Raw genomic sequence first — 26,093 nt, forward strand, 5'->3', positions numbered from 1 at the left:
GTTGATGAACGTATTGTTAAGCACCTATACTTTAAAATACCCTGTGACCGGTATTGGTTGGTATACCCATTATTTGAAGAAGGGATTGCAAGCACATTCAGCTATTAGTCAGCTGGCCTGTCTACCCGTATTATCAGATAAGCATGATTACTCTAAAAAAAACAAATATTTTCAAGCAAAAATAAAAAAGGTGATCCGATCTTGGGTGGGTAGTTACAACGGTCTAAACTATTACCGAAATTATATTTTTAATAAAAAAACACGTCGCTTAGCGCAAGAAAATTTTATATACCATGAGCCTTGTTATATTTTAAGGCCTTATTCCGGACTTAAAATTTGTAGCGTGCATGATTTATCACATTTATATTATCCAGAATATCATCCAGTAGAACGAGTAAAGTTTTTATTACGTTATTTGGGTAGAAGCTTAAAAAATGCGCATCATATTATTACGGGCTCTTGTTTTATACGCCGCCAGATTATTGATTACTTTAAAATACCACCAGAAAAAATAAGTGCTATTTATCATGGTGTATCGGATGTTTTTAGGCCGAGGCAGTCAAGCGATATCAATACGGTGATACGGCGCTATGGTTTATTAGATAAATCTTATTTGCTCAGTGTTGGAACGCTAGAGCCAAGAAAAAATTTAGAACGTTTAATACAGGCTTTTAGTACTCTGCCGGAACAACAGCGCAAAAAACATCCATTAGTTTTAGTGGGGGTAAAAGGGTGGGGAAGATTTAGCTCAATTGCATTAATTAACCAACTACATGCAAAAGAACAGCTCATTTTTTTAGGTTATGTTCCCAGTGCAGATTTGCCTTTTTTATATTCAGGTGCTTATGCATTCGCCTATCTATCACTTTATGAAGGGTTTGGATTGCCTATATTAGAAGCGATGGCCAGCGGTATTCCTACGTTGGCCTCGAATGTTTCATCTCTGCAAGAAGTAGTGAGTTCAGCTGGATTGTTGGTGGATCCCTTTGACGTGTACACAATAAAGGGTCAATTACAGCAATTATTAGGTGATAATTATTTGCGTGCAAAGCTTAAGCAACAAGGATTTACCCAAGCTAGCCAATTTTCTTGGAAATTATGTCTAGAAAATACAGTGAGTGTTTATAAAAATGTTTTAAATTCTTTTAGTTAAAATTAAATTTTTTAATGGGGATAATTTTTTTTCGATAAAGTTTAGTTATGCAGGGATATTCTTGTACTCGATAGATAATCATTGTAGGATCGCCGTTAATCAATCTGGGTTGAATGATTCGTGATGATCGAGCGCACAGGTTTTTTATTTTTCTAAGAACTTATTCTATTGAAATAGTAGGCAGGAGACTTATGAAGGCTGTTATCTTAGCCGGCGGTTTAGGCACGCGAATTAGCGAAGAAACTAGTTTGCGACCTAAGCCCATGATCGAGATAGGTGGTAAACCTATCATCTGGCATATTATGAAGATATTTTCAGCGCAAGGTATCAATGATTTTATTATTTGCTTAGGTTATAAAGGTTATCTTATTAAAGAGTATTTTTCTAACTATTATTTACATACTTCAGACGTCACGTTTGATCTGATTCAAAATCGGATGATAGTACACCAAAATAATGCTGAGCCATGGCGAATAACCTTAGTTGAAACAGGCGAGCACACGATGACGGGAGGACGCTTAAAAAGAGCACTTCCTTACCTACTTGATGAAGACTTTTGTTTTACCTACGGAGATGGTCTTGGAGATATTGATATTCAAGCACTCATCCATTATCACAAGCAACAAAATACGCTAGCGACTATAACAGCAGTACAAACCTTAGGTCGGTTTGGTGTGTTGAATATTGTGGGTAAAAAAGTCACTGCGTTTAAAGAAAAACCACAGGAAGATGGTGTTTGGGTAAACGGTGGTTTTTTTGTATTGTCGCCTAAAGTATTTCGATATATTGAGAATGACGATACCGTATGGGAGAAGCAGCCACTTGAAACTTTAGCAATAGAGGGTGAATTATCTGCTTTTTTTCATCCAGGCTTTTGGCACCCTATGGATACTTTACGGGATAAAAATGCTTTAGAGGAACTTTGGGCTTCAGATAAAGCACCCTGGAAGCTTTGGAAAAATACACCTCAAACGATAGAAACTAAGGTTTATACTTAAGGCGCAGTTATTCAAGTAGACTAACTTCTTCTTCAATTATAGGATCGTTACGATCATAGTTATCTTTTAAGCGAATGATGTCATCTTCACCTAAGTAGGATCCTAATTGTAATTCGATGATAATAAGCGTGGTTGATGTTTCATTACTGAGCCTATGCTTATTCCCTACAGGGATAAAAGTAGATTCTTGTTCTTTTAAAGTAAAGTGGGATTGATTATTTTGTACGGTAGCTACGCCTTGTATAACTATCCAATGCTCGCTGCGTTGACGATGTATTTGTAAAGACAAGCTACTGCCAGGATTAATGATAATCCGCTTGAGTTTATAATTTTTTTCATGAGCAAGCACCGTATAATGCCCCCAGGGCCGCTCTACCGTTTGATGTGTCTGGTAGGATTCATGCTTAATTTCTTTTAATTCTTTAACAATATCTTTAACATTTTGCACTTGATCTTTCTTTGCGATCAGTAGGCCATCAAAAGTATCAACAATAATTAAATTTTTTAGACCTACGGCTGCAATAACCCGCCGCTTTGAGGGGTTTTGATTATAAATAGTCGTGTCTTGGCACTGCTGTAAAATGGCGTGGCCTATCGTACGATTACCACCTTCATCCGATTTTAATAGTTTGCTGAATGAATCCCATGATCCGATATCAGACCAGCCAAAATCAGTAGGCATGACCACTATATTTTTTGCTTTTTCCATGAGGGCGTAATCAATTGATATGTTATCTAATTGATAAAAACTATCTTTGTCTAAATAGAGTTTATCAATCGATTTTTTCTTAAAGAAAATACTTTTCTTAGTTAATTCCCAACAGTGACATATTTGAAGATAGAGTTCAGGGTTATATTTTTCGATGGTTTTAATGAAGGTACTGACAGAGAAGCAAAAGATTCCCGAATTCCATAAATAATTACCTTGTTTAATAAAAAAATTTGCTTCTTCCTGCGATGGTTTCTCATGAAAGTTTTTTACGTGATAGGCCTTATAACCTGGATGTAAAGTAGAATATTGAATATAACCATAGCCCGTTTCTGATTGGTTTGGAATGATGCCAAAAGTAACCAATAGATTTTGTTGGGCTAAATGAACCGCTTGTTCTACGCAATAATTAAACTCGTGTTGGTTCGTGACGGTTTGATCGGTGGGTAAGATAAGTAAAGTAGCATCAAGACCAACTAATTCTTGTACAAATAGAGCGCTTAAAATGATGGCTGGCGCTGTATTACGTGAAATAGGTTCAAGTAAAAAATGGCAGTGTACTTTTTGAGAGGCTAGAGGTAGATTCTTAAGCTCCATTTTACTTTGGTAATAATGCTCTGCGTGAGTGACAGTAACCATTTGTTTTACATTAGGAATACTCAGTGCGCGTTGATAGGTTGTCTGTAGTAATGAAAGTGAGTCGTTGAATCGAATGAACGGTTTAGGGTATGCTTCGCGAGAAATAGGCCATAGTCGGGAACCATTTCCGCCAGATAGTATCACAGGGACTAGCATTGACTTCATCCTTGAATTTATACTCTTCGTACTTGAAGCGTTGGCTGCGTTGCTGCTTAACTCGCAATTCGCATGTATGTTATATACACGCCGGTTGCTTCGTTTTTGCGGTGCCTTGCCAAAAATCCAATTGCTGTGAGTATAGTAGCTTCTTTTATCCTTACTTCGCTTCCTGATATTATTTTCTTTGGTGTGTGAACGATTATTGAAACACAGAGTTTTTTTTATATCAATAGTATAAAGTTATCTATATATAGGATGGTTAAACTTCATGGAGCGTATTTTACATCTAGGAAAATTTTCTCATTGGCATATGGGAGGTATAGAAACCGCTGTTGATAATTTATTACAAGGATTGAGTCCTTTTTTTCAATTGTTAAAGATGGCAGCTAATAATAGCTTTAGAACGGAAATCATAGAACAATTGAATTACTTAGAAGTGAGTGTTCCATTAGTGGGTCTATTAGCGCGCACACCATTTTGTCCGACGATGCCTTACCTTATAAAAAAGCTTCAACAACGTTATCAATTTTCTATTGTACATTTGCATTTACCAAACCCTATGGCACATTTTGCTTCAGAGGTTTTACCTGATTCTGTGAAGCGAATAGTCAGTTGGCATAGTGATGTTATTCATCAAAAGCATTTATTGCGGGTTTATCAACCTTGGATTAACCGTTTATTAAATAAAGCCAGTGCACTAATTGTTTCTACGGCTTATTTAGCTGAAAGTTCACGACAGCTTGCAGTAGCAAGACGACGAAATATTATACAAGTCATACCTTATGGAATAACGCTGGATTATTTTATTGCTTATAAATATAAAGAAAAAATTAATATTATTCGTCAAAAATTTCTTAACCGTTTTATTGTGTTTGCTTTGGGTCGCCATGTAAGCTACAAAGGATTTTATTATTTGATTGCAGCGATGGCGCAACTATCGCCTAACCTTATTTTATTATTAGGCGGTGAGGGTCCATTGACCCAAGTGCTTAAAGAGCAAGCTAAAAAATTGAAATTGGAAAAACAAGTTTTTTTTCTGGGTGAAGTGAAAAAAGAGGATTTACCCGCTTATTATCATGCTTGCGATGTATTTTGCTTGCCTTCTATTGAGAAAAATGAGGCATTTGGGATTGTACAATTAGAAGCAATGGCTTGCGCTAAACCGGTTATTAGTTGTGATTTAGCAAATTATACTCATAGAGTTAATCAGGATGGTCTAACGGGTTTAGTAGTACCGCCTCGATCGCCTGCTTTATTGGCAAAAGCCATCGAGCGTTTTTACCATGAACCGTGCTTATGTCAAACGCTTGGAGAAGCGGCTTATGCCTATGCTAAAGAAAACTTTACCAATCAGTTAATGATTGACCGGACACGAGCGCTGTATGAAAAAATTTTAAGCAATTGATAAGATGAAGCGTCATTAATTATTTTTATAAATTTAATAAAGGATAAAGAAAGTGAAAAAAATTATTTCAGTGATCGGTGCGCGTCCTCAGTTTATTAAAGCCGCAATGATTAGCCGGGAGTTAAGAAAATACCCGGGATATAAAGAATGTTTAGTACACACCGGCCAGCATTATGATCACAATATGTCGGATATTTTTCTGCAAGATTTAAACATGGAAAAACCCGATTTTTTTCTGAATGTTGGCTCGAAGCCACACGGCGAACAAACGGCATTTATGTTACATAAACTTGAAAAAATTCTTATACAAGAGCAGGCGGATTATTTATTAGTCTATGGTGATACGAATTCTACCTTGGCAGCCGCATTGGCAGCTGCAAAATTACATATTCCTATTGCACATATAGAATCAGGACTTCGTTCCTTTAATCGGAAAATGCCTGAAGAAATTAATCGAGTCATAACCGATCATTTATCCAGCTTATTGTTTTGTCCCACAAAAACGGCAGTAGAGAATGCAAAAAAAGAAGGGATTAGTGAGGATAAGTTATTTTTAGTCGGCGATGTGATGTTGGATGCGGCGCTATACTACGGGCAAACGAGCGATGAAAAAAATACTATTTTTACTTCATTAAACCTAGAAAAAAAAGCTTATTTACTGGTGACCATTCATCGCGCAGAAAATACAAACGATCCAATAAAGTTAAAAAGACTAATGCACAGTCTTTTAACACTGGCAAAAAAATATACGCTTGTGTTTCCGCTGCATCCACGGACGCGGGGTGCCCTAGAAAAACAAGGACTTTTGAACACACTGCCGCCTTCATTGATCATCAGCGAACCGGTTGGTTATCTTGCAATGAGTCAGTTGGAAAAATATGCTAGCTTGATTATTACCGACTCGGGCGGTGTACAAAAAGAAGCTTATTTCTACCAAGTTCCCTGCATTACCGTACGTGATGAAACGGAATGGCCGGAATTAATAAATGCAAAATGGAACACTTTATGTACTAGCCAAAATTTTGATTTGCTTGCGGATTATGTAGCACAATCTATACAAAAAAGCGGCGATGAAAGCACGCTTTATGGAGAAGGAGATGCAGCTGCTAAGATTGTAAAATATCTTTACAACGTTTCTCAAACGTGATACTTATTATGCCGAAATATTATCTTAAACTTTTAATAGTTATTAGAAACATGTATGTTTAAGACGGAATTGATTGGAAAGTTAAAAGAACGTAAGGCTACGCTTGGTATTGTTGGTATGGGTTATGTGGGTTTACCACTGGCGCTGCGTTTTGCCGAGGTTGGTTTTTCGGTGATAGGATTTGATACTAACGATGAGCGAGTCGCATCACTTAATCGAAGCGAAAGTTATATTCGTCACATTAGTAACGATAAATTAATTGTTGCGCGTGAACGTGGTTTTAAAGCTACTTCGAATTACGAAGAAGCGAGCAAAGTCGATGCGTTGATTCTTTGTTTGCCAACTCCCCTGAATAAATATCGAGAACCTGATTTAAGCTGCGTATTAGGCAGTGTAGAGGCATTACTGCCTTATTTACATCAAGGTCAAATTGTTTCATTGGAAAGTACGACTTATCCTGGAACAACGGAAGAAGAGCTTCAGCCACGTATTGAAAAATGTGGTTTTAAACTAGGTGAAGATTTTTTCCTTGTTTTTTCTCCAGAACGCGAAGATCCGGCTAACCAAGATTTTCATACGGCAATTATTCCGAAAGTTTGTGGTGGGATTACACCGCATTGTTTGGCAGTAGGCGAAGCCCTCTATGAACAAGTCGTTTCGCGTGTCGTTAAAGTTAGCTCAACACGTACGGCTGAAATTACAAAATTATTAGAAAATATTCATCGTGCTGTCAATATTGGTTTAATGAACGAGTTAAAACATCTCGCTTATGAAATGGATATTGATATTTTTGAAGTTATTCATGCAGCAGCTACAAAGCCTTTTGGTTTCGTCCCTTATTATCCAGGACCAGGTATTGGCGGTCATTGTATACCGGTCGATCCCTTTTATTTAACCTGGAAAGCGCGTGAATTTGGTATTCATACACGATTTATAGAGTTGGCAGGACAGATCAATAGCAGCATGCCAGCATGGGTTATTCGGCGTTTAGTATCAGCTTTAAATAAATATGGGAAGCCCATTCAAAATAGTAAAATTTTGCTCCTAGGGCTCGCTTATAAGGTGGATATCGATGATATTCGTCAATCACCATCGATTAATTTAATTGATTTACTTTTTAAGGCGGGTGCTAAAGTGGATTATTCTGATCCTTTTGTGCCTAAATTTAATGATTATCATGGCAAAGTCTATGACATGACGAGTCTAGATTTATCGGTTGAAACCATTAAACAATATGACGCCGTTATATTAGCAACCTGCCATACTGAATTTGATTACGATATGATTCGTGAAAATGCACAATTGATTGTAGATACACGTGGTAAGTATCATGATATTACCGCAGATACTATTATTAAAGCTTAAATGAGGCTGTTTAGTATGTGCCAGATACGATTTAGATTAAAAAATAGTTTTTTATTTTTAAAGGTTATATAACGTTTTTATGGACAAGCTGGTTAAACTTGCTATCGTTGGTTTAGGCGCAGTAGCAAAAAAACATATTAATGCGATTTTAAAATTTCCACATCATTTCCAACTCGTTGCCATCGTTGATTCTCAGCCTGAAGCGCTGTCAAACTATGTAAAAACCTTAGGCGTTACTGGTTTTATTTCCCTAGAAGAAATGCTTGAAAAAAGCGATGCAGATATCGTTATACTTTGTACACCGAGTGGACTACATGCGCAGCAAACGATTCGTTGCATAGACAATGCTAGACAGGTGATAGTAGAGAAGCCCATGGCGCTTACCTGGCACGAAGGCTTGGCTATGCGAGCAGCAGCGGATAAAGCTAAGGTGAAATTACGTATCGTTCATCAGCACCGCGTTAATCCTGCGTTGCAGTTATTGAAGCAAACGATTGATGCGCAGCGTTTTGGGAAAATCTTTCAAGTCAATATTAATGTTTTCTGGACAAGGCCACAAGCTTACTATGATGCAGCACCTTGGCGTGGTTCACGTCACTTAGATGGTGGTGCATTAATGAATCAAGCAAGTCATACGGTTGATTGGCTACATTGGTTATTTGGTCCAATACAGGCTGTACAAGCGATATATGCAACGCAAGCGAGAAAAATAGAGACTGAAGATAGTTGTGTATTAAATATACGTTGGAAGCAAGGAACTTTAGGCTCTTTTAATCTAAGTACATTGGCTTATGCAAGAAATTTAGAAACTTCTCTGACGGTTTTAGGTGAAAAGGGTAGCGTTAAATTGATGGGGCCAGCCAGTAATGAAATTGTGCATTGGGAATTTGCCGATCCGTCATTAAATGAAAGCGCTATTGTTGCTGAAACCAATAAGAAAACGGCTGAATTCTTAGAAAATACACATTATTATTATTATGCGAGCTTAGTGGATGAATTAGAAAACAACACCAATACTTTACCTGATGTGACAGAGGGTTTAAAAACATTAGAGATTTTAGTCGCTGCTCAGCGAGCGGCTGATCAAGCAATCACGGTGAATTTACCGTTAGCAGAAGCATCGCCAGAATGTTTAACCGACAATGAAAAAGTAGAAAGTGTAGAGTAACAAAATGGATTATTTTAAACATGAAACGGCTATTGTTGATGAAGGTGCACAGATTGGCCAGAATTCACATATTTGGCATTGGACCCATGTTTCCGCAGCTGCCAGAATCGGAAGTGATTGTTCCTTAGGCCAAAATGTATTTATTGGGAATGATGTCATTATTGGCAATAACGTTAAAATTCAAAATAATGTTTCCGTTTATGATAGCGTTATTTTAGAAGACGGAGTTTTCTGTGGGCCCAGTGTGGTTTTTACTAATGTCTATAATCCACGCGCATTCATCAATCGTAAGCATGAATATAAAAAAACCTGGGTAAAAAAAGGTGCTACGCTAGGGGCTAACTGTACGATTGTCTGCGGTATTGAAATTGGAGCTTATGCCTTTGTTGCAGCAGGCGCTGTTGTCAATCGTTCTGTACTTGATTATGCACTCGTCGCAGGTGTACCGGCACGCCAGATAGGCTGGATGAATGAGCAGGGTGAACGCTTGGATTTACCACTGCAAGGTCACGCGATGACGACATGTAAACAAACCGAGCAGCGTTACCAACTAATTGATGGGAAGTTGTTTCGTTTAGAAAAAGACAATGTGTCTAGCTGAGAGATAAAGATGCTATTTTTAGATTTAAATAAGCAATACCAAAAGATTAAACAAACATTAGATAAGCGACTACAACAAGTCATTGATGAAGGGCAGTTTATTTTAGGTCCCGAAGTCGATGAATTAGAAAAACAACTGGCTTTATTTGCGGGTGTCGAACATTGTATTACCGTTGGTAATGGAACGGATGCATTACAGATTGCTTTGATGGCGTGCAATATACAAAGTGGGGATGAAGTTATTACAACGCCTTTTACTTTTGTCGCCACGGCAGAAGCGATTCGTTTACTCGGTGCGGTACCGGTGTTTGTTGATATTGATCCGAATACCTATCTTATTGATCCTACTAAAATAGCTGAGGCAATAACGACAAAAACCAAAGCTATTTTACCGGTGAGTTTATATGGCCAATGCGCTGATTTCACAGAAATTAATGCTATAGCGGCAGAAAAAAATATTCCTGTTATTGAAGATGCGGCACAAAGTTTCGGTGCTACGTATAAAGGACGTCGTTCTTGTGGCTTATCTGATTTAGCGTGTACTAGTTTTTTTCCATCAAAACCTTTAGGGTGTTATGGGGATGGCGGTGCTTGTTTTACCAACGATGCTGAATTGGCTAAAAAAATGCGCCAAATTCGCGCACATGGTCAAACTGAGCGTTACCATCATGCTTTATTAGGCATGAATAGTCGTTTAGATACATTACAAGCGGCAATACTGCTGGAAAAATTAATTATTTTCCCAGAAGAAATTATTTTACGGAATGAAGTTGCAAATTATTATACCGAATTATTAGGTAGCAAAATAAAAGCCCCAACAATACATGCCAACAATACTTCCGTGTATGCACAATATACCTTAGCGGTAGCTCGGCGTGATGATTTAAAGAAACATCTACAGCAACATGGGATTCCTACTACAGTACATTATCCCACGCCTTTATATCGACAACCTGCCTTTGAAGATCATTGCCGAATAGCGGGTAGTATGCAACACACAGAATATGCGGTTAATAATGTATTGAGTTTACCGATGCATCCTTATTTAGAAAAAGAAGAAATTTGCCAAATTTCTTCGGCTATTGAAAAGTTTAATGCGGCAATATGTACGACTTGATTTATTTTAGTGAGGTCTCCGAATGAAAATTTTTATTACAGGTGGTTCAGGATTTATTGGCTCACATTTAGCTGACCAATTATTAAAACGTGGTGATGAGGTGCTTGTTATAGATAACTATGAAACAGGTCGCCGCGATAACCTTAAAAGTCATCCGCGTTTGAAGGTTATTGAAGGAAGTATTGCCGAGGGAGCGCTGGTACACGAACTAGTCGGTGATTTTAAGCCTGAGCTTATTGTGCATGCGGCGGCTTCGTATAAAAATCCTGATAATTGGGAAGAGGATACCAAAACCAACGTATTAGGTACGGTCAATGTTATACAAGCGGCTAAAAAAAATCATTGTACACGCCTTATTTATTTTCAAACCGCGTTATGTTATGGGTTAAATCCTAAACAGCAACCTATTGCACTGGATCATCCACTTGACCCCGCGAATAGTAGCTATGCGATTAGCAAAACCAGCGCAGAACAATTTATTCAGTTATCGGGTTTAAATACTATTTCATTCCGCTTAGCGAATGCGTACGGACCACGCAATATTTCTGGACCGCTACCTACGTTTTATCAACGCTTGCTCGCTAAAAAACCCTGTTTTGTGATGGATACCCGACGAGACTTTATTTACATCGATGATCTTATTGCTTGTGTTATCAAGGCTATTGATGGTGATGCACAAGGTATTTACCATATTTCTTCAGGTGGTGATTATTCAATTAAAGAATTATTTGATGCAACGCTAGAGGCTTTATCGCTACAGCTGGATCAACCGGTCGAAGTGCGTCCAAGAAATCCAGATGATGCACCTACTATTCTGCTCGATCCCAGCCGTACCGTAAACGAATTAAACTGGAAAGTGACCACGCCGCTATCACAAGGCATTATGCAGACCATTAATTATTATCAGGAATATGGAATAGAAGAAACCTATACACATTTACAAGGAGTAGAAAGCTAATATGCCATTGCTGCAAGCAGAATTGGATGCAAAAAATGTAAAATATTGGAGTGAGCTTTGTGGTTCAAATGCGGCAAAACAACTAAAAATTAATGATTCATCCAGTGAGTCGCTTAAAAAATTTGATGATTGGTATTTTTCCATTTATCCGTATTTAAAAAAAACTTACGTAACACCAGAAAGTAGTCATGGAAACGTAGTTTTAGAAATAGGCTTAGGTTATGGTACGGTTTCTCAGTACCTTGCTGGAAATGCCCACTCTTTGACAGGGGTGGATCTAGCGGAAGAGCCGGTTAACTTTCTAAATCATCGTTTAAAGCTTATAGGAAAACCACAGACTGCACGTACAATGTCCGCGCATCAACTTGATTTTCAAGATAATTTTTTTGATTTGGTAGTATCGATAGGCTGTTTTCATCATACAGGGAATGTAAAAAAATGTGTTGATGAAGCCTATCGCGTTTTGAAGCCCGGCGGAAAATTATTATTTATGTGTTATAACCAATATTCTTATAGAGAATATTTACTTCGTCCCTTTAAAACGTTTAATTCATTATTAAAAGAATCTCGCGTTTTAAATGATAGCGAAAGATATAATTATGATCATAACCTGGCTGGAAAAAGTGCACCCTTTACAGAGTTATTTGGAAAAAAGAAATTAAAAAAATTATGTAATGATTTTTCTAGTTGTAAAGTGAAGGTAGAAAATGTCGGTGGACCATTCCGAAAATACTTACTAAATAATCTCGGAAAAGTCCTCGGTACTGATCTCTATGTACAATGTATAAAATAGGAGAGGGTATGTCGTTAACATTTCAAAATAAAAAAGTGCTTGTTGTTGGCGGTGCTGGTTTTGTAGGAAGTAATCTTTGTAAAAAATTATTGGAAGAGGATATAGCCGAACTTATAGTCATCGATAATTTATTATCCTCAGAAATTTCGCAACTACCTAAACATCCAAAGCTTCATTTTATTTTCGGTTCAATCAGTCATGATGCGGTACTAGCTAAAATTCCCTCCGATGTTTCCTTTATCTTTCATTTAGCAACGTATCATGGAAATCAGAGTTCAATACATGATCCGCTAGCGGATCATGAAAATAACACCTTAACCTCTTTAAAATTGTTTAATCATATTAAAGATTTTAAGCACTTAGAAAAAGTGGTCTACGCCTCGGCGGGTTGTTCGATAGCAAAAAAAACCTTTGATAGTGCAGAGGCAACGTTAGAAGCGGAACAGGTCTCTCTCTATTTAGATAGCCCTTATCAAATGTCAAAGATATTTGGAGAGTTTTACGGGAATTATTTTTTCACGCAAAATAAACTACCCTTTGTGAAGGCACGCTTTCAAAATGTATATGGTCCTGGTGAAATTTTAGGTGCGGGTCAATGGCGTGGCACTGCACATACGATTTGGCGGAATGTTATCCCCTGTTTTATTTTTAAAGCACTGAATAAAGAAGCATTGCCGATTGAAAATAAAGGTGTTGCGTCACGAGATTTTATTTATGTCGCTGATATTGTAAAAGGCTTAATGCGTTGCGCAACCGTAGGAAAATCGGGAGAGAGCTATAACCTGGCATCGGGGCAAGAAACTTCAATTCATCAATTAGCTGAATTAATTAATCAATTAACTGAAAATGCTACACCGATTAATTTTTGTTTAGCAAGAGACTGGGATCGCTCAGGTAAGCGTTATGGTTGTACAAAAAAATCAGAGCAAGAGATGAATTTCACTGCCAGTGTTGAAATTACCCAGGGTCTTGAGCAAACCATTGATTGGACGCGCGTAAATTTACCACTCATACAGCAATGTATTGATAAACATGCTTATTATTTAGAGACGGTCTGATTCAAAATAGGAGCTAGTTTAATCGCTAGTCATTGATATATTTTTATGTGTGGCATCGCTGGAATTGTTGATTTAAAAGAAAAAGAAAATTTAGCAATCAGTATTGAATCCATGAAGAAAACCATCCGGCATCGTGGTCCTGATGGGCATGCTACTTATATTGATGAAAAATACGGTATTGCTTTAGGTCATCAGCGTTTAAGTATTCTTGATTTACAAGGCGGGAAACAACCTTTTATCAGTGAAAATGGTCGCTATAGCTTGGTTTTTAATGGCGAGATATATAATTATTTAGCGCTACGCCGTGACCTTATAAAAGAACACTATCCTATTAGCAGTCATTCTGATACAGAAGTGATCATTTATGCCTATGAAAAATGGGGCCTAGAATGCTTATATCATTTGCGGGGCATGTTTGCATTTGCCTTATGGGATAATAAAAAAAAAATATTATTCTGCGCACGCGATCGACTTGGCATTAAGCCGTTTTATTTTTTTTCTAATCAGCAGCAGTTTATTTTTGCTTCAGAAATTAAAGGCATATTAGCTTCAGATAGGGTAGGTGCCGAGCTTAATGATTTAGGTCTGAGTGACTATATAACCTTTCAATTTTGTTTGGGCGATCAAACCTTATTTAAAAATATTAAGAAATTAGAGCCAGGTTATTATTTAACTGTCAGTGTCAATGAAAACACGCTTAATATAGAACATAAGCAATATTGGGATATCGACTATACAGCGCATGATGTTATTACGGAGCCTTATTATATTGATAGATTGGGTGGTTTATTAGACGAATCGATTAATCTACATTTACAAGCGGATGTACCATTAGGTGCGCATTTATCCGGCGGCTTAGATTCCAGTGCCGTCGTTTGTCTAGCAAGCCGTCGTCATAAAACGCCGGATAGTTTTAAAACCTTTACCGGTTTTTTCCCTATTGATAGTCAATATGATGAAAGTCCTTATGCTAATCAAGTAGCCAGCCATGTAGGATCCCAACATCATGAAATTGCATTATCTGAGATTGATCTGGCTAGCATACTGCCAGAACTTATCCATTTTATGGATGAACCGGCTGCCGGGCCTGGTTTAATTCCACAATATTATGTTTCTAAATTTGCAGCCGATCATGTGAAAGTGGTTTTAGGCGGGCAGGGAGGCGATGAGCTGTTTATCGGTTATGCGAGATATCTGATAGCGTATTTAGAAAAATGCTTATCCAGTGCTATTTCTAACAAAACAGCCGCTAACGAAATTACCTTGGGTTGCATTGCTAATAATCTTTCCTTATTGAGCAATTATAAAGGAATGTTAAAAAACTTTTTCGAGAAAAAATTTTTTGGCGATGAAGATGAAAATTATTTTCATCTTATTGATAGAAAGAATAATCAGGATGAAATTTACCTTGATTCATATTATAAAGCGACGGATTGTTTTTCTAGATTTAAAAAAATATTTAATCACAAAAATGAAAGTTCCTTACTTAACAAAATGCTTTATTTTGATTTGAAGACATCGCTACCTGCGCTATTACAGGTTGAAGATCGTATGAGCATGGCCGTTTCGCTAGAATCGCGTGTTCCTCTGCTTGATCATCGATTAGTAGAGTTTTCAGCGAGCATACCAGATAAAATTAAATTTGCATCGGGAAAAACCAAGCATATTTTTCGTGAGGCGATTAAACATCATATACCAGAGAGTATTGTAAAAAGAAAAGATAAGATGGGTTTTCCTGTTCCCTTATCGGAATGGTTTTATGGAAAACAGCATGGTTTTATACAAGATATTCTTTTATCAAAGAAAGCGAAAGAGCGTGGCATACTTAATATAAGCAAGCTAAAAAAAGTGTTTAAAAATAAAGAACCGATTAACCGCTCTATTTGGGGAGCGCTGTGTTTAGAACTATGGTTTTTAAAATTTATAGATAATTAGTCCCATTTTATGATGAATAAATCTAGATTAAATATATATTCACAGCAATGGGATTTTTGGCAAGGTGCCGCGAAAACGAAGCCACCGGAGTGTATATATGATACATGAGGATGGCAAGTGGAGTGGCAACGTGGCCAAAAATTCAAGTGCGAAGAATATATTAATGTTTTGCAATAGACCCCAAGTTAAAGGGGACGCGTCAACGATAATCGATCATATTGATGCCTTTGTTAAATATTCTACACATACTATTTCTCTCTACTCAAAGATTGGCGTATATCCTGAAGATTTAGATCTGAATAGATTTGATGTACTCATCATACATTATTCAGTTAGTTTATTTGGCTCTGTGTATTTAGCAGATAGAGCTAAAAATGCGATTAAAAAATTTAATGGTTTAAAAGTTGTTTTTATTCAGGATGAATATCGACGCATTAATGCGGTATGTAAAGAATTAGCTAATTTAGAAATTGATATTCTTTATACGTGTGTGCCTAGTGCCGAAATTGAAAAAGTTTATCCTAGCGCATTATTTCCAAGCCTAAAAAAAATAAATAACTTAACCGGTTATATTCCGGAAAATTTATTAAAGCAATCTATTACGCCATTAGAGGACCGTTCAGTTGATGTGGGGTATCGGGCACGTAAAGTTCCGTTTTGGTTAGGAACCCTAGGTGCTGAAAAATATCAAATTTCTGACGGCTTTTATAAACATACTAAACATGAAAAATTAAATTTAGATCTATCTTATAATGAAAAAAAACGTTTGTACGGGGATGATTGGATAAAATTTATTTCTTCCTGCCGAACGATGTTAGGTGTAGAAAGTGGCGCTAGTGTATTTGATTTTTCCGGTGAGATAGAAAGAACAGTAGAAAGTTATCAATTATGGCACCCATTTTCTTCTTTTGAAAAAAATAGAGATTTATTTTTAAAAGAGCATGAAAACAAAATCAGTTTAAATCAAATTTCACCACGTTGTTTTGAAGCCATCGCTTTAAAAACAGTACTCATTTTATATGAAGGAAATTATTCAGGCATATTAAAGCCTTGGCAACATTATATACCGTTAAAAAAAGATTTTAGTAATATAAAGACGGTTATTGAGTTTGTTCGATCAAATAGTCAGTTACAAACAATCGCTGAAGCGGCTTATCAAGAAATTGCTTTAAACCCCCTTTATTCCTATAAAGACTTTATCCATAGATTTGATGTGGTGGTTGAGAGTGAATTTGATTTACGCAAAAAAGTTAAAGTACAGCATCCGTACAGCGAATCTTGTTTCATCAAGGACAGTAATTCCTTTATTTTTTATAAAGATTCATCCAAAAAAGTAAAAAAGGTTTTAAAGTTTTTTTATGAACTGCTGCCTTGTATTTTAAAAAAATATATAAGGCATATCTATTTTTCTCTTTTAGAGAAAAAATCCATATGAAACTATTATTACTCGCTGACACGAGTCACCCTGCAATGGCAGTTCAGGATCATATTAGAGCCACGACGGATTGCCCTACGCTGAATTGGTTTATAGAAAACCCTTTGACCTGTAAAATACTCCATAAGTTAAATTTAGCAACGTTTGATGCCATAGGCATTCATTATTCTATAAAGATTTATAATGAGTATTATCTTTGCAAACAATTAAAAGAAAAAATAAAAAAATATACCGGGATTAAGTTTGTTTTTTTACAAGATGAATACCAGCACGTCAATAAAACCAGTGCTTGCTTAGCGGATTTAAAGGTTGATATTTTATTCACATTGGTCGATCAAGAAAATATTGAGCTAGCTTATCCTTACCCTGAACTTAAGCCGATGAAAAAGGTGACGGTGTTGACTGCTTATGTGCCTGATTCAATCAAAAATATATCGCCATTACCCTTATCAGATAGACCCTTAGATATTTTTTATCGTTCCCGGATTTACCCCTTTTCATTAGGTTATTTAGCCCAAGAAAGAGTGGCTATAGCGCATGGCGTTAAAGAACGGGTTAGTGAGTATGATCTAAATTGTGATATTAGCGTTAACGAACGAGACAGAATCTATGGCCAAGCCTGGATTAATAAGATGCAGTCAAGCCGTGCGGTATTGGGTACAGAAAGTGGCGCAAGCATTTGGGACTTTACAGGTGATATAAAAAAGAAAACCAAATATCTGCTCAAAAAGTATCCTGATATGAAATTTAAAGTCGCTTCTAAGTTATTGTTGTCCGAACATGAAAATAAAGTCCCTTATGCGGCTATTTCACCGCGTATTTTTGAGGCAGCTGCTTTGCGCACCGCGATGATACTTTTCCCGGGAAATTATAATGGAATTTTAAAAGAGGAGCTGCATTATATTGCGCTAAAAAAGGATTTTAGCAATTTTTCCGAGGTTGTTAATAAATTAAAAAATGATGATTATATAAAAGTACTGACTGAACGAACGTATACTGATTTAATACTAGCAAAAGAATATTCAGCTAAACAGCTGTGTCATATGGTCGAAAAAGAGCTGCTGCTTTTAAAAAAATCATTTAAACAGGAAATGCATCTTTCTAATCAGAGAGTTTTTGAATATTTAAGTCAAGTGAAGAAAAAAAATAGAATGACTAATGTTATTTATGTTTTCATAGCAGAATGTAAGTTTATTATGTTGAATTTTTTTATTTTTATGTTTGATTCACCCTATAAAGGGACGAAAAAACTTTATGCCTTATCCGAAGGGATGAAGCGATATGCTTTTTATATGGCAAATCGTTTAATGAAACTAAACATAGGGTTTGGAAAGAAAAATAATTTTGAGTAACAGATTTTAAGCGCGGCGCTTTGGAAAATTTGATGATGAACAATAATTTTTGGCAAGATAGACGTGTTTTTATTACGGGGGCTAGCGGATTGGTCGGCGGATGGCTAGTAGAAGCCTTATTAAAGGAAGGTGCCGATATTGTTGTATTATTACGTGATTGGGTTCCTAATTCACTGTTGTTGCAAAGAAAAAATTACAATAATATCTCTATTGTCCGAGGCGATTTGAGCCATGTGAAAAAGTTGGAGCGTATTTTAGCTGAATACGAAATTAAGTCTGTTTTTCACTTAGCGGCGCAGACGATTGTGCCTATAGCGAATAAAAATCCTTTATCAACCTTTGAATCTAATATCGCTGGAACATGGAATTTATTAGAAGCTTGTCGCTTGAATAAAGGTATCAGTTCAATTATTATAGCCTCTTCTGATAAGGCCTATGGAGAAGCGCCTAATTTACCCTATAACGAAGCGATGCCGCTGAATGCTATTTATCCCTATGATGTGAGCAAGGCTTGTGCGGATAGAATTAGTGTCAGTTATGCTAAAAGCTTTAATCTCCCCATTGCGATTACACGGTGCGGGAATTTTTTCGGTGGTGGCGATCTGAATTGGAACCGTATTATTCCAAGCAGCATTCGTGCTATTTTTCGAAAGAAGGCGCCTATTATTCGCTCAGATGGAAATTTAATACGCGATTATATTTATATAGAAGATGCGGTTAGTGCATATATGAAATTATGTGAAGGACTAGAACAGAATAGTGCTTTATGTGGAGAGGCATTTAATTTTTCTAATGAGTCGCAATGCACTGTTTTACAATTGGTACATACCATTCTCAATTTGATGCATTCAGATTTTAGTCCAGTTATTTTGGGTGAAAATGCAGGTGAAATTTCAGCGCAATTTTTAGATTCATCAAAAGCGCATCGCGATTTAGGCTGGTGGCCTCGTTTTACTCTAGAAGAAGGGTTAAAAAGGACGATTGCTTGGTATATAAATCATCTAGAGAGAAAAGAGAAGGTGCAGAATGAATTGTCGCTTATGTGCGCAGAGTGAGCTAGTTTCTATTATTGCTTTAGGCCAGCTACCTTTAGCAAACGCTTTCTCAGAAAATAAAATAATTCAGGATGAAAAAAAGTATAACCTAGAGGCCCTGCTCTGTCAGGGCTGTGGTTTAGTACAACTTCGTGATGTGCTTGATCCAAAAAGCTTATTTTCACACTATCTTTATTTTTCTTCTTATTCCGATACCATGCTGTTAGCAGCAAAGCAGCTGGTTGAGCATATTATTCCTAGTCTTCCAGAAAATCCCTTTATAATTGAAATAGGTAGCAATGATGGTTATTTATTAAAAAACTATACACGCTACGGTATTAGCGTTTTAGGGATTGATCCGGCTGAAAACATTTCAAAGAAAGCCTACAGCGATGAAATTCCCGTGTTATGTGATTTTTTCAATGAAAATCTAGCAAAAAAATTAGTGGAAGAAGATAAACAAGCGGACATTATTCATGCGAATAATGTCATGGCACACATTCCGAGCATCAATAATTTTATTCGTGGCTTGAAGCTTTTATTAAAACCGATGGGATATGCGATCATTGAGGTGCCTTATTTTCTAGACCTCATCAATAATTTACAATTTGATACTATCTATCATGAGCATGTATATTATTTTTCAGTAAAACCGTTAAAAATAGCCTTTCATAATAATGATTTAGAAATATTTAATATTGATCAATTAGCAATTCATGGCGGAAGTTTAAGGATTTTTGTTGGACATAAAGGCGCGCGGCCGGTTAAGCCAATGATTGATGAGCTGATTACAAAAGAAGAAGAAAGAGGTTTATATGAACAATCAACCTACTTTAAATTTATGCGTAGCTTACTTGATTTAAAAGATAATTTAATCAATCAGCTTTCTGAGTTAAAGAAACACGGCAAGCGTATTGCGGCTTATGGTGCTTCAGCAAAGGGAACCACATTATTAAACTTTTTTGATATAAATAGCGACGCACTCGATTTTATAGTAGATAGAAATCCTAAAAAACAAGGGCTTTATGCACCTGGCACTTCTTTAGAAGTTAAATTACCTAATGCGTTGCTGGATAAAAAAATAGAGTATGCGTTGTTATTAACTTGGAACTTTACGGAAGAGATTTTAGAACAACAAAAAGCATTTAGAGAGCAGGGTGGAAAATTTATTGTTCCTTTACCGCATGTTAAAACGCTGGGATGAAGTTTACCGCTTTACCTTTAATGGGCGCCTATTTAATTGAAATGGAACCACATCAGGATGAGCGGGGTTATTTTTCACGTTTTTTTTGTAGTAGAGAATTTAAAAAGCATGGCCTGGTAACAAATTTTGTGCAAATGAGCACGTCTTTTAATAAAAAAAAGGGACAAATTCGCGGAATGCATTATCAGCAAGAACCGTATGCGGAAACTAAATTAGTGCGCTGTACACAAGGAGCAATCTATGATGTTATCATCGATATAAGACTAGAATCGCCAACCTATTATCAGTATTATGGTACTGAATTAACCGCAGAAAATAAAAAAATGTTTTACATTCCGAAAGGATTTGCGCATGGATATAAAACCTTAGAGGATAAATCTGAAGTTTTATATATGATGGATACTTTTTATGAGCATAAATCAGCAAGCGTATTAAGTATTAAAGATATTAATGTATATTTTACTTTGTGTTGAAAAAGAGGAGAAATAATATGAAGACCTTTGAAAGAACGGGTAGTGCATATCCACATGATCAAGAGGTGTGGCTAGATATTGAAGAAATTGTTAAAGAACACGATGTTCCCTTGAAGGACGTGCTTGAATCTTTTTCTATTTATACACGTAGAATAAATTTAACGCGTTTTTTGCTTCATTATGAACTATTTAAAATGGCAAAAGATCTTCCAGGATGTATCGTTGAATGTGGCGTTTATAGAGGCGCAGGTCTTTTAACATGGGCTAAATTAGTTGAAATATTTTGTCCTGGGGATCGGATCAAAAAAGTCCTTGGCTTTGATAATTTTAAAGGTTTTGAGCGATTAGCTACGCAAGATGGTATGGAAAAACCTGAGCGTTCTAAGGTAGTCGGCGGATGGAATGCAGGTGTTTATTATGAAGAATTGCTTAAACATATCGATTTATTTCATAAGGATAGTTTTATCCCGCGCTCTAAAAGAATTGAATTAGTTGAAGGTGATCTTTCTAAAACTGCAGAACAATACACTAAAGAAAATCCTGGATTAAGAATTTCTCTTTTACACTTAGATGTCGATCTTTACGAGCCTACTTTGGCGGCATTAAAAGCATTTTATCCTCTCGTAGTTCCGGGTGGTGTTGTTATATTTGATGAGTATGGCATGACAGAATGGCCAGGCGAAAGTCAAGCAGTTGAGGAATATTTTGGTTCTAGTATGCCAAAATTAAATAAGTTTCCTTTTGCATCCACGCCAGGAACATATATTATCAAGGGAAGCTAACCATGCTTGATAGATATTTAATTGATTTTAAATTAAATAATTGGCAAGTATGTTTATCCAAAGCAAGAGAACAGATTACGAATAACGGATTTTTTATCGCTAAAAACTTATTAGATGAGCGCCTATTAAAATCCGTTAGGAAATATATCAGTAATTTTATTTTTCAACTGTGTAAAAAACAAGGTATTTCAAGTGCGACGATACGATCGGATGAGCATTTTGATAATGGATTTAAAGCATTATGTCATAAAGATAGAAAATTAGCCGGCATTGTTTATAGAGCTTGCCGTAGAATAACACCCTTACATGAGCTGAGTTGTCATAAAAAAATTATTCAACTTTCCAAACAAATTATGTCGACCTCTTATGTGGTTTCTTCTAACTTAAAAGCCGTTCGTATTGACCACCCGAATGAAGATACCTATCTGTTTGATTTACACCAAGATTATCCGTATATACAAGATTCTATGAATGCCCTCGTTTATTGGATCCCTTTAAAAAAGGTTACTGCAAAAGAAGGCACTTTAAGAATTTATTCGGGATCACATAAGGAAGGGGTGGCAAAAGTTAAGGTAATAGATTCAGCTAATTTGAATAAAAATGGCGCGCACACGATTGAATTAGCGAATAAATATTTAAAGGAAAAATACGAACGATGAGACAGGAAAGCATTGTGAAAGCAATGCGAAGTCGAAGAGCCCGCGATAGGCGTGCGTTGACGGGCGAAGCAGGAAACGCATCACGCCGTAAAGTCATTTGTGGGAGGCACGGGCATGAACTCCGAAGGAGTGAGTGCGTGCCGGACGCAGGACGTATCGCGGCCTAATTTCAGTCGCGTCATGCGAACGAATTTCGGGGACACGATGGCCGAAATTCTTCGGGAGCATAGCGACTCACTTGTCTTTTTTAATTCCCCTGGAATTTGGAAGCTGTTTGGTGTTTTCGACTCTTTTATTGCATCAAAGTACTCAAAATACCAGTGAAAATTATCGTTGGACAGTACAAGTACGCCATGGTGACTTTGATCATCCTGATGCGATAGCAAGAGATTGGCCAGGAGGTATGATAGAAGGTGATGCCTTTGAAAGCTATCATCCGGAGTATATTTTGGAACCTTAGATAATGATTACCGATAAGCAAGCTTTATTTTACCAGAATAATGGCTACCTTATTTTAAAAAATTTTTATACCCTTGATGAGCTCATGCCTATTTATGTGGGTATAAAAAAACTTATCGATTTAGTTCGAGAAAGAAATAATTTGCCATCCATAGATGTGAAAGATGCTATCTCTGAAGATAATTTTGATGATGGGTTTTTAGAATTAGCCTATGGGAATAGAAAAGAAGCCAGTTTAATTTATGATATTATAAAATATATACCTGAATTTATACGTTTATCGTCTTCATTAAAAAATAAACAATTATATGAATCGTTGTTAGATGCTTGTCTAGCTGGATATGCGGGAAGTGGCAATGGTATTAGAATTGATCTTCCACAGGAAGATAAGTTTCTTTATTCTTGGCATCAAGATTTTCCTTATCAGCTTAGAAGTTTAGATGGTATTGTTTTTTGGTCTCCACTACGCACGCTAACCAATGAAAATGGGCCTTTACAAATCGCAGCATGTTCACATAAGCAAGGCGCACAGAAGTTATACTATGCAGGAAATAATGAAAATAAAGGATATAATTTACGAATTAAGAATGTAGACGCGCTCATTTCAAATTATGATATTATAAAACCGCTATTAAAACCGGGTGATTTACTGGTTTTTGATTTTTGTGCTATCCATAAATCAGGTTTTAATTTTTCTCAAAAATCGCGTTGGTCAATGCAATTTAGATATTTTAACTTTTTAAATAAATTTGGTAGGGAAACAAAATGGTTAGGCGGCTTTGCAGTAGGGCGATCAATAGAGGATGTGATACCCCATTTGTTTTTTTAATGCTAACTTGCACCGAATGGGAGTTGTTAAGGTAGCACCACGATTTTTCTCTTGAATAACAGATGATGGTAAGTTTTTTTAGCTGATGAAAAAGAAAGTCATAATATGGGGTGCTTCTGGACATGCCCAAATATTATTTTCTATTTTACAAGAAAATAATTTTGATTTATTAGCATTGATAGACAAAAATAAAGAAATTAACCCGGCGATTAAAAATTATCCTATTTTTCACGATGAAATTTTCTTATTAAAAAGTCGATTACTCGCTACGATCATTGAACCTATTTATTTTTGTATCGCTATAGGGGGAGATAAAGGCAAAGATAGGGTTAGCATACATGCTAAATTAATTAATCGGGGCTTTGTGCCTATAACTATTATTCATGCTTCGGCTTGGGTTTCTAAAACCGCTTTTTTGGAAGCAGGTGTTCAGGTTTTAGGTATGGCGGCTGTATCTGAGCGTGTAAAAATTGGTGAAGGAACCATTGTTAATACGAATGCAACGGTGGATCATGAATCCAACATAGGAAAAGGTTGTCATATTATGCCAGGAGCGACGATTACAGGATGTGTTGAAATTGGGAGTTTTTCTACGATTGGCGCCAATGCGACTATTCTTCCACGTATAAAAATTGGCAGCGGCGTTATAGTGGGAGCAGGCGCAGTGGTGACCAAGGATATTCCTAACAATACGATTGTTTTTGGGGTTCCTGCAAGAATATATAAAAAACTTGAGGACAAAATTCATGAGTGAGACACATGATTTTTATTGCGAGCGACTGAGAAATATTGAAAAGCTGGGTAGTGCCGGTGAACTTAAAAATAATGCACTTGAATTCTTAGTTAAAAGCTCGGTAAATTATTATTCTTATAACTTTGATTGGTTAGGCTTGCCAATTATTCAATTTCCACAGGATATGGTAGCGATTCAAGAAATTATCTGGCGTACTAAACCGGATATTATTATTGAAACTGGTGTGGCACGCGGTGGATCATTAATGTTAAGCGCATCTATATTGCACCTTTTAAATGGTAAAGGAAAAGTCATTGGTGTTGATATAGACATACGCGAACATAATAGGAAGGCCATTGAAGCGCATCCCTTAGCTTTTCGTATTCATTTAGTGGAAGGGTCTTCTATAGAGCCTGATACTATTCAAAAAATTTCTAAATTAATCCAAGCTACCGATAAGGTTATGGTTATTTTAGATTCAAATCATACCCATGCTCATGTGCTTAAAGAGCTAGAGTTGTATAGTCCTTGGGTCAGTATCGGTCATTATCTATTAGTGATGGATACCGTGATTGAAAACATGCCCAGTGATTATTTTCCGCCTCGCCCTTGGGGTAAAGGCAATAACCCTAAAATTGCCGTACATGATTTTCTTAAAACAAGCGATCGTTTCGAGATAGATGAGGCAATTCCTAATAAATTGTTGATTACAGTGGCAGAAGATGGTTATTTAAAATGTATTAAATAAAAAATTTTCTGACTAATCATTAAATAACCTAGGTATAACAGATGATTCCTGTAGCCGGTCCTTGGATTACAGACAAAGAAATTGCTTATGTGACCGATGCGGTGACACATGGCTGGTATGATCGGGCTAATGAATATATTGATCGCTTTGAAAACGCGTTTAAAGCTTATCTTAATCGAAAATATGCCATCAGTTTGCCTAGCTGTACCTCCGCGTTACATTTAAGTTTGTTAGCTTTAGATATCGGCGCAGGGGATGAGGTGATTGTACCTGATACGACTTGGATTGCTTCAGCAGCGCCTATTAGTTATGTGGGCGCGACGCCTATTTTTGCGGATATCGATCTAAAAACCTGGTGTTTATCCGCAGAAACTGTAGCGTCGTGTATTACTAAAAATACTAAAGCAATTATTGCGGTTAATCTCTATGGCCATATGCCCGAGTACGATGCTTTAATGCGCTTATCGGCTCAACATAATATTCCTATTATTGAAGATGCCGCGCAATCAATTGGATCAGAGTATAAAGGATGTTTATCCGGGCAGTTTGGTATAAGCAGTTGTTTTAGTTTTCATGGTTCTAAAACCTTGGTCACCGGAGAGGGAGGGGTGCTAGTGACGGATGATGATGCGCTTTATCAAAAATGTATGATTTTACGTGATCATGGGCGTTTACCTGGCGATACCCTATTCCAAAATTTTCAAGTTGCTTATAAGTACAAGATGTCTTCTTTACAAGCTGCGTTAGGTTTAGCGCAACTTGAAAGAGTGGATGAATTGGTTAATAAAAAGCGTGCTATTTTTAATGAATATAGCCAAGCTTTATCTAAGCTCAATAAAATCAGCTTAAATCCGGATCATGATGATATAAAAAACAGTTATTGGATGACAACCGCTGTTTTTGATGCCCACTATTATCCTTCAAAAGCGCACATCATAGAAAATTTAAAAAAGAACCACATATCAAGCCGTCCTTTTTTTGATCCCTTAAGCTCACTAAAAGCTTACGACAACAGTGCGGATCAGGAGCGCGCAGCGTTATACAACAAAAATGCTTATCAGATCGCTAAAAAAGCGATTAATTTACCTAGTCATTTGAATTTAAAAAAGTCTGAAATTTTATATATTGCAAATAGTTTAAAAACCTTAAATGAAGTTTTAGTGTAGTTATTTTTGAAGGAT

26 protein-coding genes are annotated in these 26,093 nt (G+C 36.5%); 25 read left to right on the forward strand and 1 reads right to left on the reverse strand.

Translation table 11 applies throughout. From position 1 onward, the window contains the following. Positions 1-13: 13 nt before the first annotated feature. Positions 14-1,153 carry a glycosyltransferase family 4 protein gene (locus KX723_RS04020; protein ID WP_218814779.1) on the forward strand — a complete coding sequence of 380 codons (1,140 nt, stop codon included), beginning with the start codon at positions 14-16 and terminating at the stop codon, positions 1,151-1,153. Positions 1,154-1,344: 191 nt separating this feature from the next. Next, positions 1,345-2,151, forward strand: a complete 807-nt coding sequence (gene rfbF, locus KX723_RS04025) for a glucose-1-phosphate cytidylyltransferase (protein ID WP_218814780.1) — start codon at positions 1,345-1,347, stop codon at positions 2,149-2,151. Between the two features lie 7 nt (positions 2,152-2,158). Here the strand turns inward: rfbF and KX723_RS04030 are convergent, their stop codons facing one another. Then, the gene (locus KX723_RS04030) at positions 2,159-3,655 is read right to left on the reverse strand and encodes a mannose-1-phosphate guanylyltransferase/mannose-6-phosphate isomerase (RefSeq protein WP_218814781.1); all 1,497 of its coding nucleotides are present in this window, start codon (positions 3,653-3,655) and stop codon (positions 2,159-2,161) included. Positions 3,656-3,926: 271 nt separating this feature from the next. Between KX723_RS04030 and KX723_RS04035 the strand changes: the two genes are divergently transcribed. The 23 genes from KX723_RS04035 (at position 3,927) to KX723_RS04145 (ending at position 26,078) form a co-directional block, all read left to right on the forward strand. Continuing rightward, a complete protein-coding gene (locus KX723_RS04035) occupies positions 3,927-5,063 on the forward strand; it encodes a glycosyltransferase (RefSeq protein WP_218814782.1) in 1,137 nt (378 codons plus the stop codon). 52 nt (positions 5,064-5,115) lie between these two features. Next, on the forward strand, positions 5,116-6,210 hold the full coding sequence (wecB, locus tag KX723_RS04040) for a non-hydrolyzing UDP-N-acetylglucosamine 2-epimerase (protein WP_218814783.1): 1,095 nt from the start codon (positions 5,116-5,118) through the stop codon (positions 6,208-6,210). 54 nt (positions 6,211-6,264) lie between these two features. Further along, positions 6,265-7,575: a nucleotide sugar dehydrogenase gene (locus KX723_RS04045; protein WP_218814784.1), complete on the forward strand. Its 1,311-nt coding sequence runs from the start codon at positions 6,265-6,267 to the stop codon at positions 7,573-7,575. 79 nt (positions 7,576-7,654) lie between these two features. Continuing rightward, a complete protein-coding gene (locus tag KX723_RS04050) occupies positions 7,655-8,743 on the forward strand; it encodes a Gfo/Idh/MocA family protein (protein WP_218814785.1) in 1,089 nt (362 codons plus the stop codon). A 4-nt stretch (positions 8,744-8,747) separates the two neighbouring features. Beyond that, entirely contained in the window at positions 8,748-9,344 is a 597-nt protein-coding gene (locus tag KX723_RS04055; protein WP_218814786.1) for an acyltransferase, read from the forward strand. A 9-nt stretch (positions 9,345-9,353) separates the two neighbouring features. After that, positions 9,354-10,460: a DegT/DnrJ/EryC1/StrS family aminotransferase gene (locus tag KX723_RS04060; protein WP_218814787.1), complete on the forward strand. Its 1,107-nt coding sequence runs from the start codon at positions 9,354-9,356 to the stop codon at positions 10,458-10,460. A 22-nt stretch (positions 10,461-10,482) separates the two neighbouring features. Continuing rightward, positions 10,483-11,418, forward strand: coding sequence for an NAD-dependent epimerase/dehydratase family protein (locus tag KX723_RS04065; protein WP_218814788.1), 936 nt, complete (start codon positions 10,483-10,485; stop codon positions 11,416-11,418). 1 nt (position 11,419) lies between these two features. Then, positions 11,420-12,211 (forward strand): class I SAM-dependent methyltransferase, encoded by a 792-nt coding sequence (locus KX723_RS04070; protein WP_218814789.1) that lies wholly within the window; start codon positions 11,420-11,422, stop codon positions 12,209-12,211. An 8-nt stretch (positions 12,212-12,219) separates the two neighbouring features. After that, positions 12,220-13,269, forward strand: a complete 1,050-nt coding sequence (locus KX723_RS04075) for an NAD-dependent epimerase/dehydratase family protein (protein ID WP_218814790.1) — start codon at positions 12,220-12,222, stop codon at positions 13,267-13,269. Between the two features lie 45 nt (positions 13,270-13,314). Continuing rightward, the gene (gene asnB / locus KX723_RS04080) at positions 13,315-15,204 is read left to right on the forward strand and encodes an asparagine synthase (glutamine-hydrolyzing) (RefSeq protein WP_218814791.1); all 1,890 of its coding nucleotides are present in this window, start codon (positions 13,315-13,317) and stop codon (positions 15,202-15,204) included. 97 nt (positions 15,205-15,301) lie between these two features. Then, positions 15,302-16,639 (forward strand): glycosyltransferase family protein, encoded by a 1,338-nt coding sequence (locus tag KX723_RS04085; protein ID WP_218814792.1) that lies wholly within the window; start codon positions 15,302-15,304, stop codon positions 16,637-16,639. Further along, on the forward strand, positions 16,636-17,991 hold the full coding sequence (locus tag KX723_RS04090; RefSeq protein ID WP_218814793.1) for a hypothetical protein: 1,356 nt from the start codon (positions 16,636-16,638) through the stop codon (positions 17,989-17,991). The genes KX723_RS04085 and KX723_RS04090 overlap by 4 nt, the downstream gene beginning before the upstream one ends. A gap of 32 nt (positions 17,992-18,023) precedes the next feature. Then, a complete protein-coding gene (locus KX723_RS04095) occupies positions 18,024-19,046 on the forward strand; it encodes a GDP-mannose 4,6-dehydratase (RefSeq protein WP_218814794.1) in 1,023 nt (340 codons plus the stop codon). Further along, positions 19,018-20,229 carry a class I SAM-dependent methyltransferase gene (locus KX723_RS04100; protein ID WP_218814795.1) on the forward strand — a complete coding sequence of 404 codons (1,212 nt, stop codon included), beginning with the start codon at positions 19,018-19,020 and terminating at the stop codon, positions 20,227-20,229. Before KX723_RS04095 ends, KX723_RS04100 begins: the two co-directional genes overlap by 29 nt. 20 nt (positions 20,230-20,249) lie before the next feature. Next, a complete protein-coding gene (locus tag KX723_RS04105) occupies positions 20,250-20,702 on the forward strand; it encodes a dTDP-4-dehydrorhamnose 3,5-epimerase family protein (RefSeq protein ID WP_218814796.1) in 453 nt (150 codons plus the stop codon). Between the two features lie 17 nt (positions 20,703-20,719). Next, positions 20,720-21,484 carry a TylF/MycF/NovP-related O-methyltransferase gene (locus KX723_RS04110; RefSeq protein ID WP_218814797.1) on the forward strand — a complete coding sequence of 255 codons (765 nt, stop codon included), beginning with the start codon at positions 20,720-20,722 and terminating at the stop codon, positions 21,482-21,484. 2 nt (positions 21,485-21,486) lie between these two features. After that, the gene (locus tag KX723_RS04115) at positions 21,487-22,143 is read left to right on the forward strand and encodes a phytanoyl-CoA dioxygenase family protein (RefSeq protein ID WP_218814798.1); all 657 of its coding nucleotides are present in this window, start codon (positions 21,487-21,489) and stop codon (positions 22,141-22,143) included. Beyond that, positions 22,140-22,310, forward strand: coding sequence for a hypothetical protein (locus KX723_RS04120; protein WP_218813323.1), 171 nt, complete (start codon positions 22,140-22,142; stop codon positions 22,308-22,310). Before KX723_RS04115 ends, KX723_RS04120 begins: the two co-directional genes overlap by 4 nt. A gap of 107 nt (positions 22,311-22,417) precedes the next feature. Then, positions 22,418-22,603, forward strand: a complete 186-nt coding sequence (locus KX723_RS04125; RefSeq protein ID WP_218814799.1) for a hypothetical protein — start codon at positions 22,418-22,420, stop codon at positions 22,601-22,603. A 3-nt stretch (positions 22,604-22,606) separates the two neighbouring features. Continuing rightward, a complete protein-coding gene (locus tag KX723_RS04130) occupies positions 22,607-23,431 on the forward strand; it encodes a phytanoyl-CoA dioxygenase family protein (RefSeq protein WP_218814800.1) in 825 nt (274 codons plus the stop codon). Positions 23,432-23,516: 85 nt separating this feature from the next. Continuing rightward, on the forward strand, positions 23,517-24,185 hold the full coding sequence (locus KX723_RS04135) for an acetyltransferase (RefSeq protein ID WP_218814801.1): 669 nt from the start codon (positions 23,517-23,519) through the stop codon (positions 24,183-24,185). Then, the gene (locus KX723_RS04140) at positions 24,178-24,912 is read left to right on the forward strand and encodes a cephalosporin hydroxylase family protein (RefSeq protein WP_218814802.1); all 735 of its coding nucleotides are present in this window, start codon (positions 24,178-24,180) and stop codon (positions 24,910-24,912) included. Before KX723_RS04135 ends, KX723_RS04140 begins: the two co-directional genes overlap by 8 nt. Positions 24,913-24,953: 41 nt before the next feature. Further along, complete coding sequence (locus KX723_RS04145; protein ID WP_218814803.1) at positions 24,954-26,078, forward strand: DegT/DnrJ/EryC1/StrS family aminotransferase; 1,125 nt, start codon at positions 24,954-24,956, stop codon at positions 26,076-26,078. The last annotated feature ends 15 nt before the right edge of the window (positions 26,079-26,093 follow it).

It is taken from the genome of Rickettsiella endosymbiont of Dermanyssus gallinae (genome assembly GCF_019285595.1).
Taxonomy (GTDB): Bacteria; Pseudomonadota; Gammaproteobacteria; order Diplorickettsiales; family Diplorickettsiaceae; genus Rickettsiella_B.

What these genes read in the sequence shown, in the direction of transcription:
- KX723_RS04110 (WP_218814797.1), top strand. Translation starts at nt 20,720, where the DNA reads ATGAAGACCTTTGAAAGAACGGGTAGTGCATATCCACATGATCAAGAG.
- KX723_RS04055 (WP_218814786.1), top strand. Translation starts at nt 8,748, where the DNA reads ATGGATTATTTTAAACATGAAACGGCTATTGTTGATGAAGGTGCACAG.
- KX723_RS04070 (WP_218814789.1), top strand. Translation starts at nt 11,420, where the DNA reads ATGCCATTGCTGCAAGCAGAATTGGATGCAAAAAATGTAAAATATTGG.
- KX723_RS04115 (WP_218814798.1), top strand. Translation starts at nt 21,487, where the DNA reads ATGCTTGATAGATATTTAATTGATTTTAAATTAAATAATTGGCAAGTA.
- KX723_RS04135 (WP_218814801.1), top strand. Translation starts at nt 23,517, where the DNA reads ATGAAAAAGAAAGTCATAATATGGGGTGCTTCTGGACATGCCCAAATA.
- KX723_RS04100 (WP_218814795.1), top strand. Translation starts at nt 19,018, where the DNA reads ATGAATTGTCGCTTATGTGCGCAGAGTGAGCTAGTTTCTATTATTGCT.
- KX723_RS04050 (WP_218814785.1), top strand. Translation starts at nt 7,655, where the DNA reads ATGGACAAGCTGGTTAAACTTGCTATCGTTGGTTTAGGCGCAGTAGCA.
- KX723_RS04075 (WP_218814790.1), top strand. Translation starts at nt 12,220, where the DNA reads ATGTCGTTAACATTTCAAAATAAAAAAGTGCTTGTTGTTGGCGGTGCT.
- KX723_RS04045 (WP_218814784.1), top strand. Translation starts at nt 6,265, where the DNA reads ATGTTTAAGACGGAATTGATTGGAAAGTTAAAAGAACGTAAGGCTACG.
- KX723_RS04095 (WP_218814794.1), top strand. Translation starts at nt 18,024, where the DNA reads ATGATGAACAATAATTTTTGGCAAGATAGACGTGTTTTTATTACGGGG.
- KX723_RS04030 (WP_218814781.1), bottom strand. Translation starts at nt 3,655, where the DNA reads ATGCTAGTCCCTGTGATACTATCTGGCGGAAATGGTTCCCGACTATGG.
- KX723_RS04060 (WP_218814787.1), top strand. Translation starts at nt 9,354, where the DNA reads ATGCTATTTTTAGATTTAAATAAGCAATACCAAAAGATTAAACAAACA.
- KX723_RS04130 (WP_218814800.1), top strand. Translation starts at nt 22,607, where the DNA reads ATGATTACCGATAAGCAAGCTTTATTTTACCAGAATAATGGCTACCTT.
- KX723_RS04035 (WP_218814782.1), top strand. Translation starts at nt 3,927, where the DNA reads ATGGAGCGTATTTTACATCTAGGAAAATTTTCTCATTGGCATATGGGA.
- KX723_RS04065 (WP_218814788.1), top strand. Translation starts at nt 10,483, where the DNA reads ATGAAAATTTTTATTACAGGTGGTTCAGGATTTATTGGCTCACATTTA.
- KX723_RS04140 (WP_218814802.1), top strand. Translation starts at nt 24,178, where the DNA reads ATGAGTGAGACACATGATTTTTATTGCGAGCGACTGAGAAATATTGAA.
- KX723_RS04085 (WP_218814792.1), top strand. Translation starts at nt 15,302, where the DNA reads ATGATACATGAGGATGGCAAGTGGAGTGGCAACGTGGCCAAAAATTCA.
- KX723_RS04120 (WP_218813323.1), top strand. Translation starts at nt 22,140, where the DNA reads ATGAGACAGGAAAGCATTGTGAAAGCAATGCGAAGTCGAAGAGCCCGC.
- KX723_RS04145 (WP_218814803.1), top strand. Translation starts at nt 24,954, where the DNA reads ATGATTCCTGTAGCCGGTCCTTGGATTACAGACAAAGAAATTGCTTAT.
- KX723_RS04090 (WP_218814793.1), top strand. Translation starts at nt 16,636, where the DNA reads ATGAAACTATTATTACTCGCTGACACGAGTCACCCTGCAATGGCAGTT.
- asnB (WP_218814791.1), top strand. Translation starts at nt 13,315, where the DNA reads ATGTGTGGCATCGCTGGAATTGTTGATTTAAAAGAAAAAGAAAATTTA.
- rfbF (WP_218814780.1), top strand. Translation starts at nt 1,345, where the DNA reads ATGAAGGCTGTTATCTTAGCCGGCGGTTTAGGCACGCGAATTAGCGAA.
- KX723_RS04105 (WP_218814796.1), top strand. Translation starts at nt 20,250, where the DNA reads ATGGGCGCCTATTTAATTGAAATGGAACCACATCAGGATGAGCGGGGT.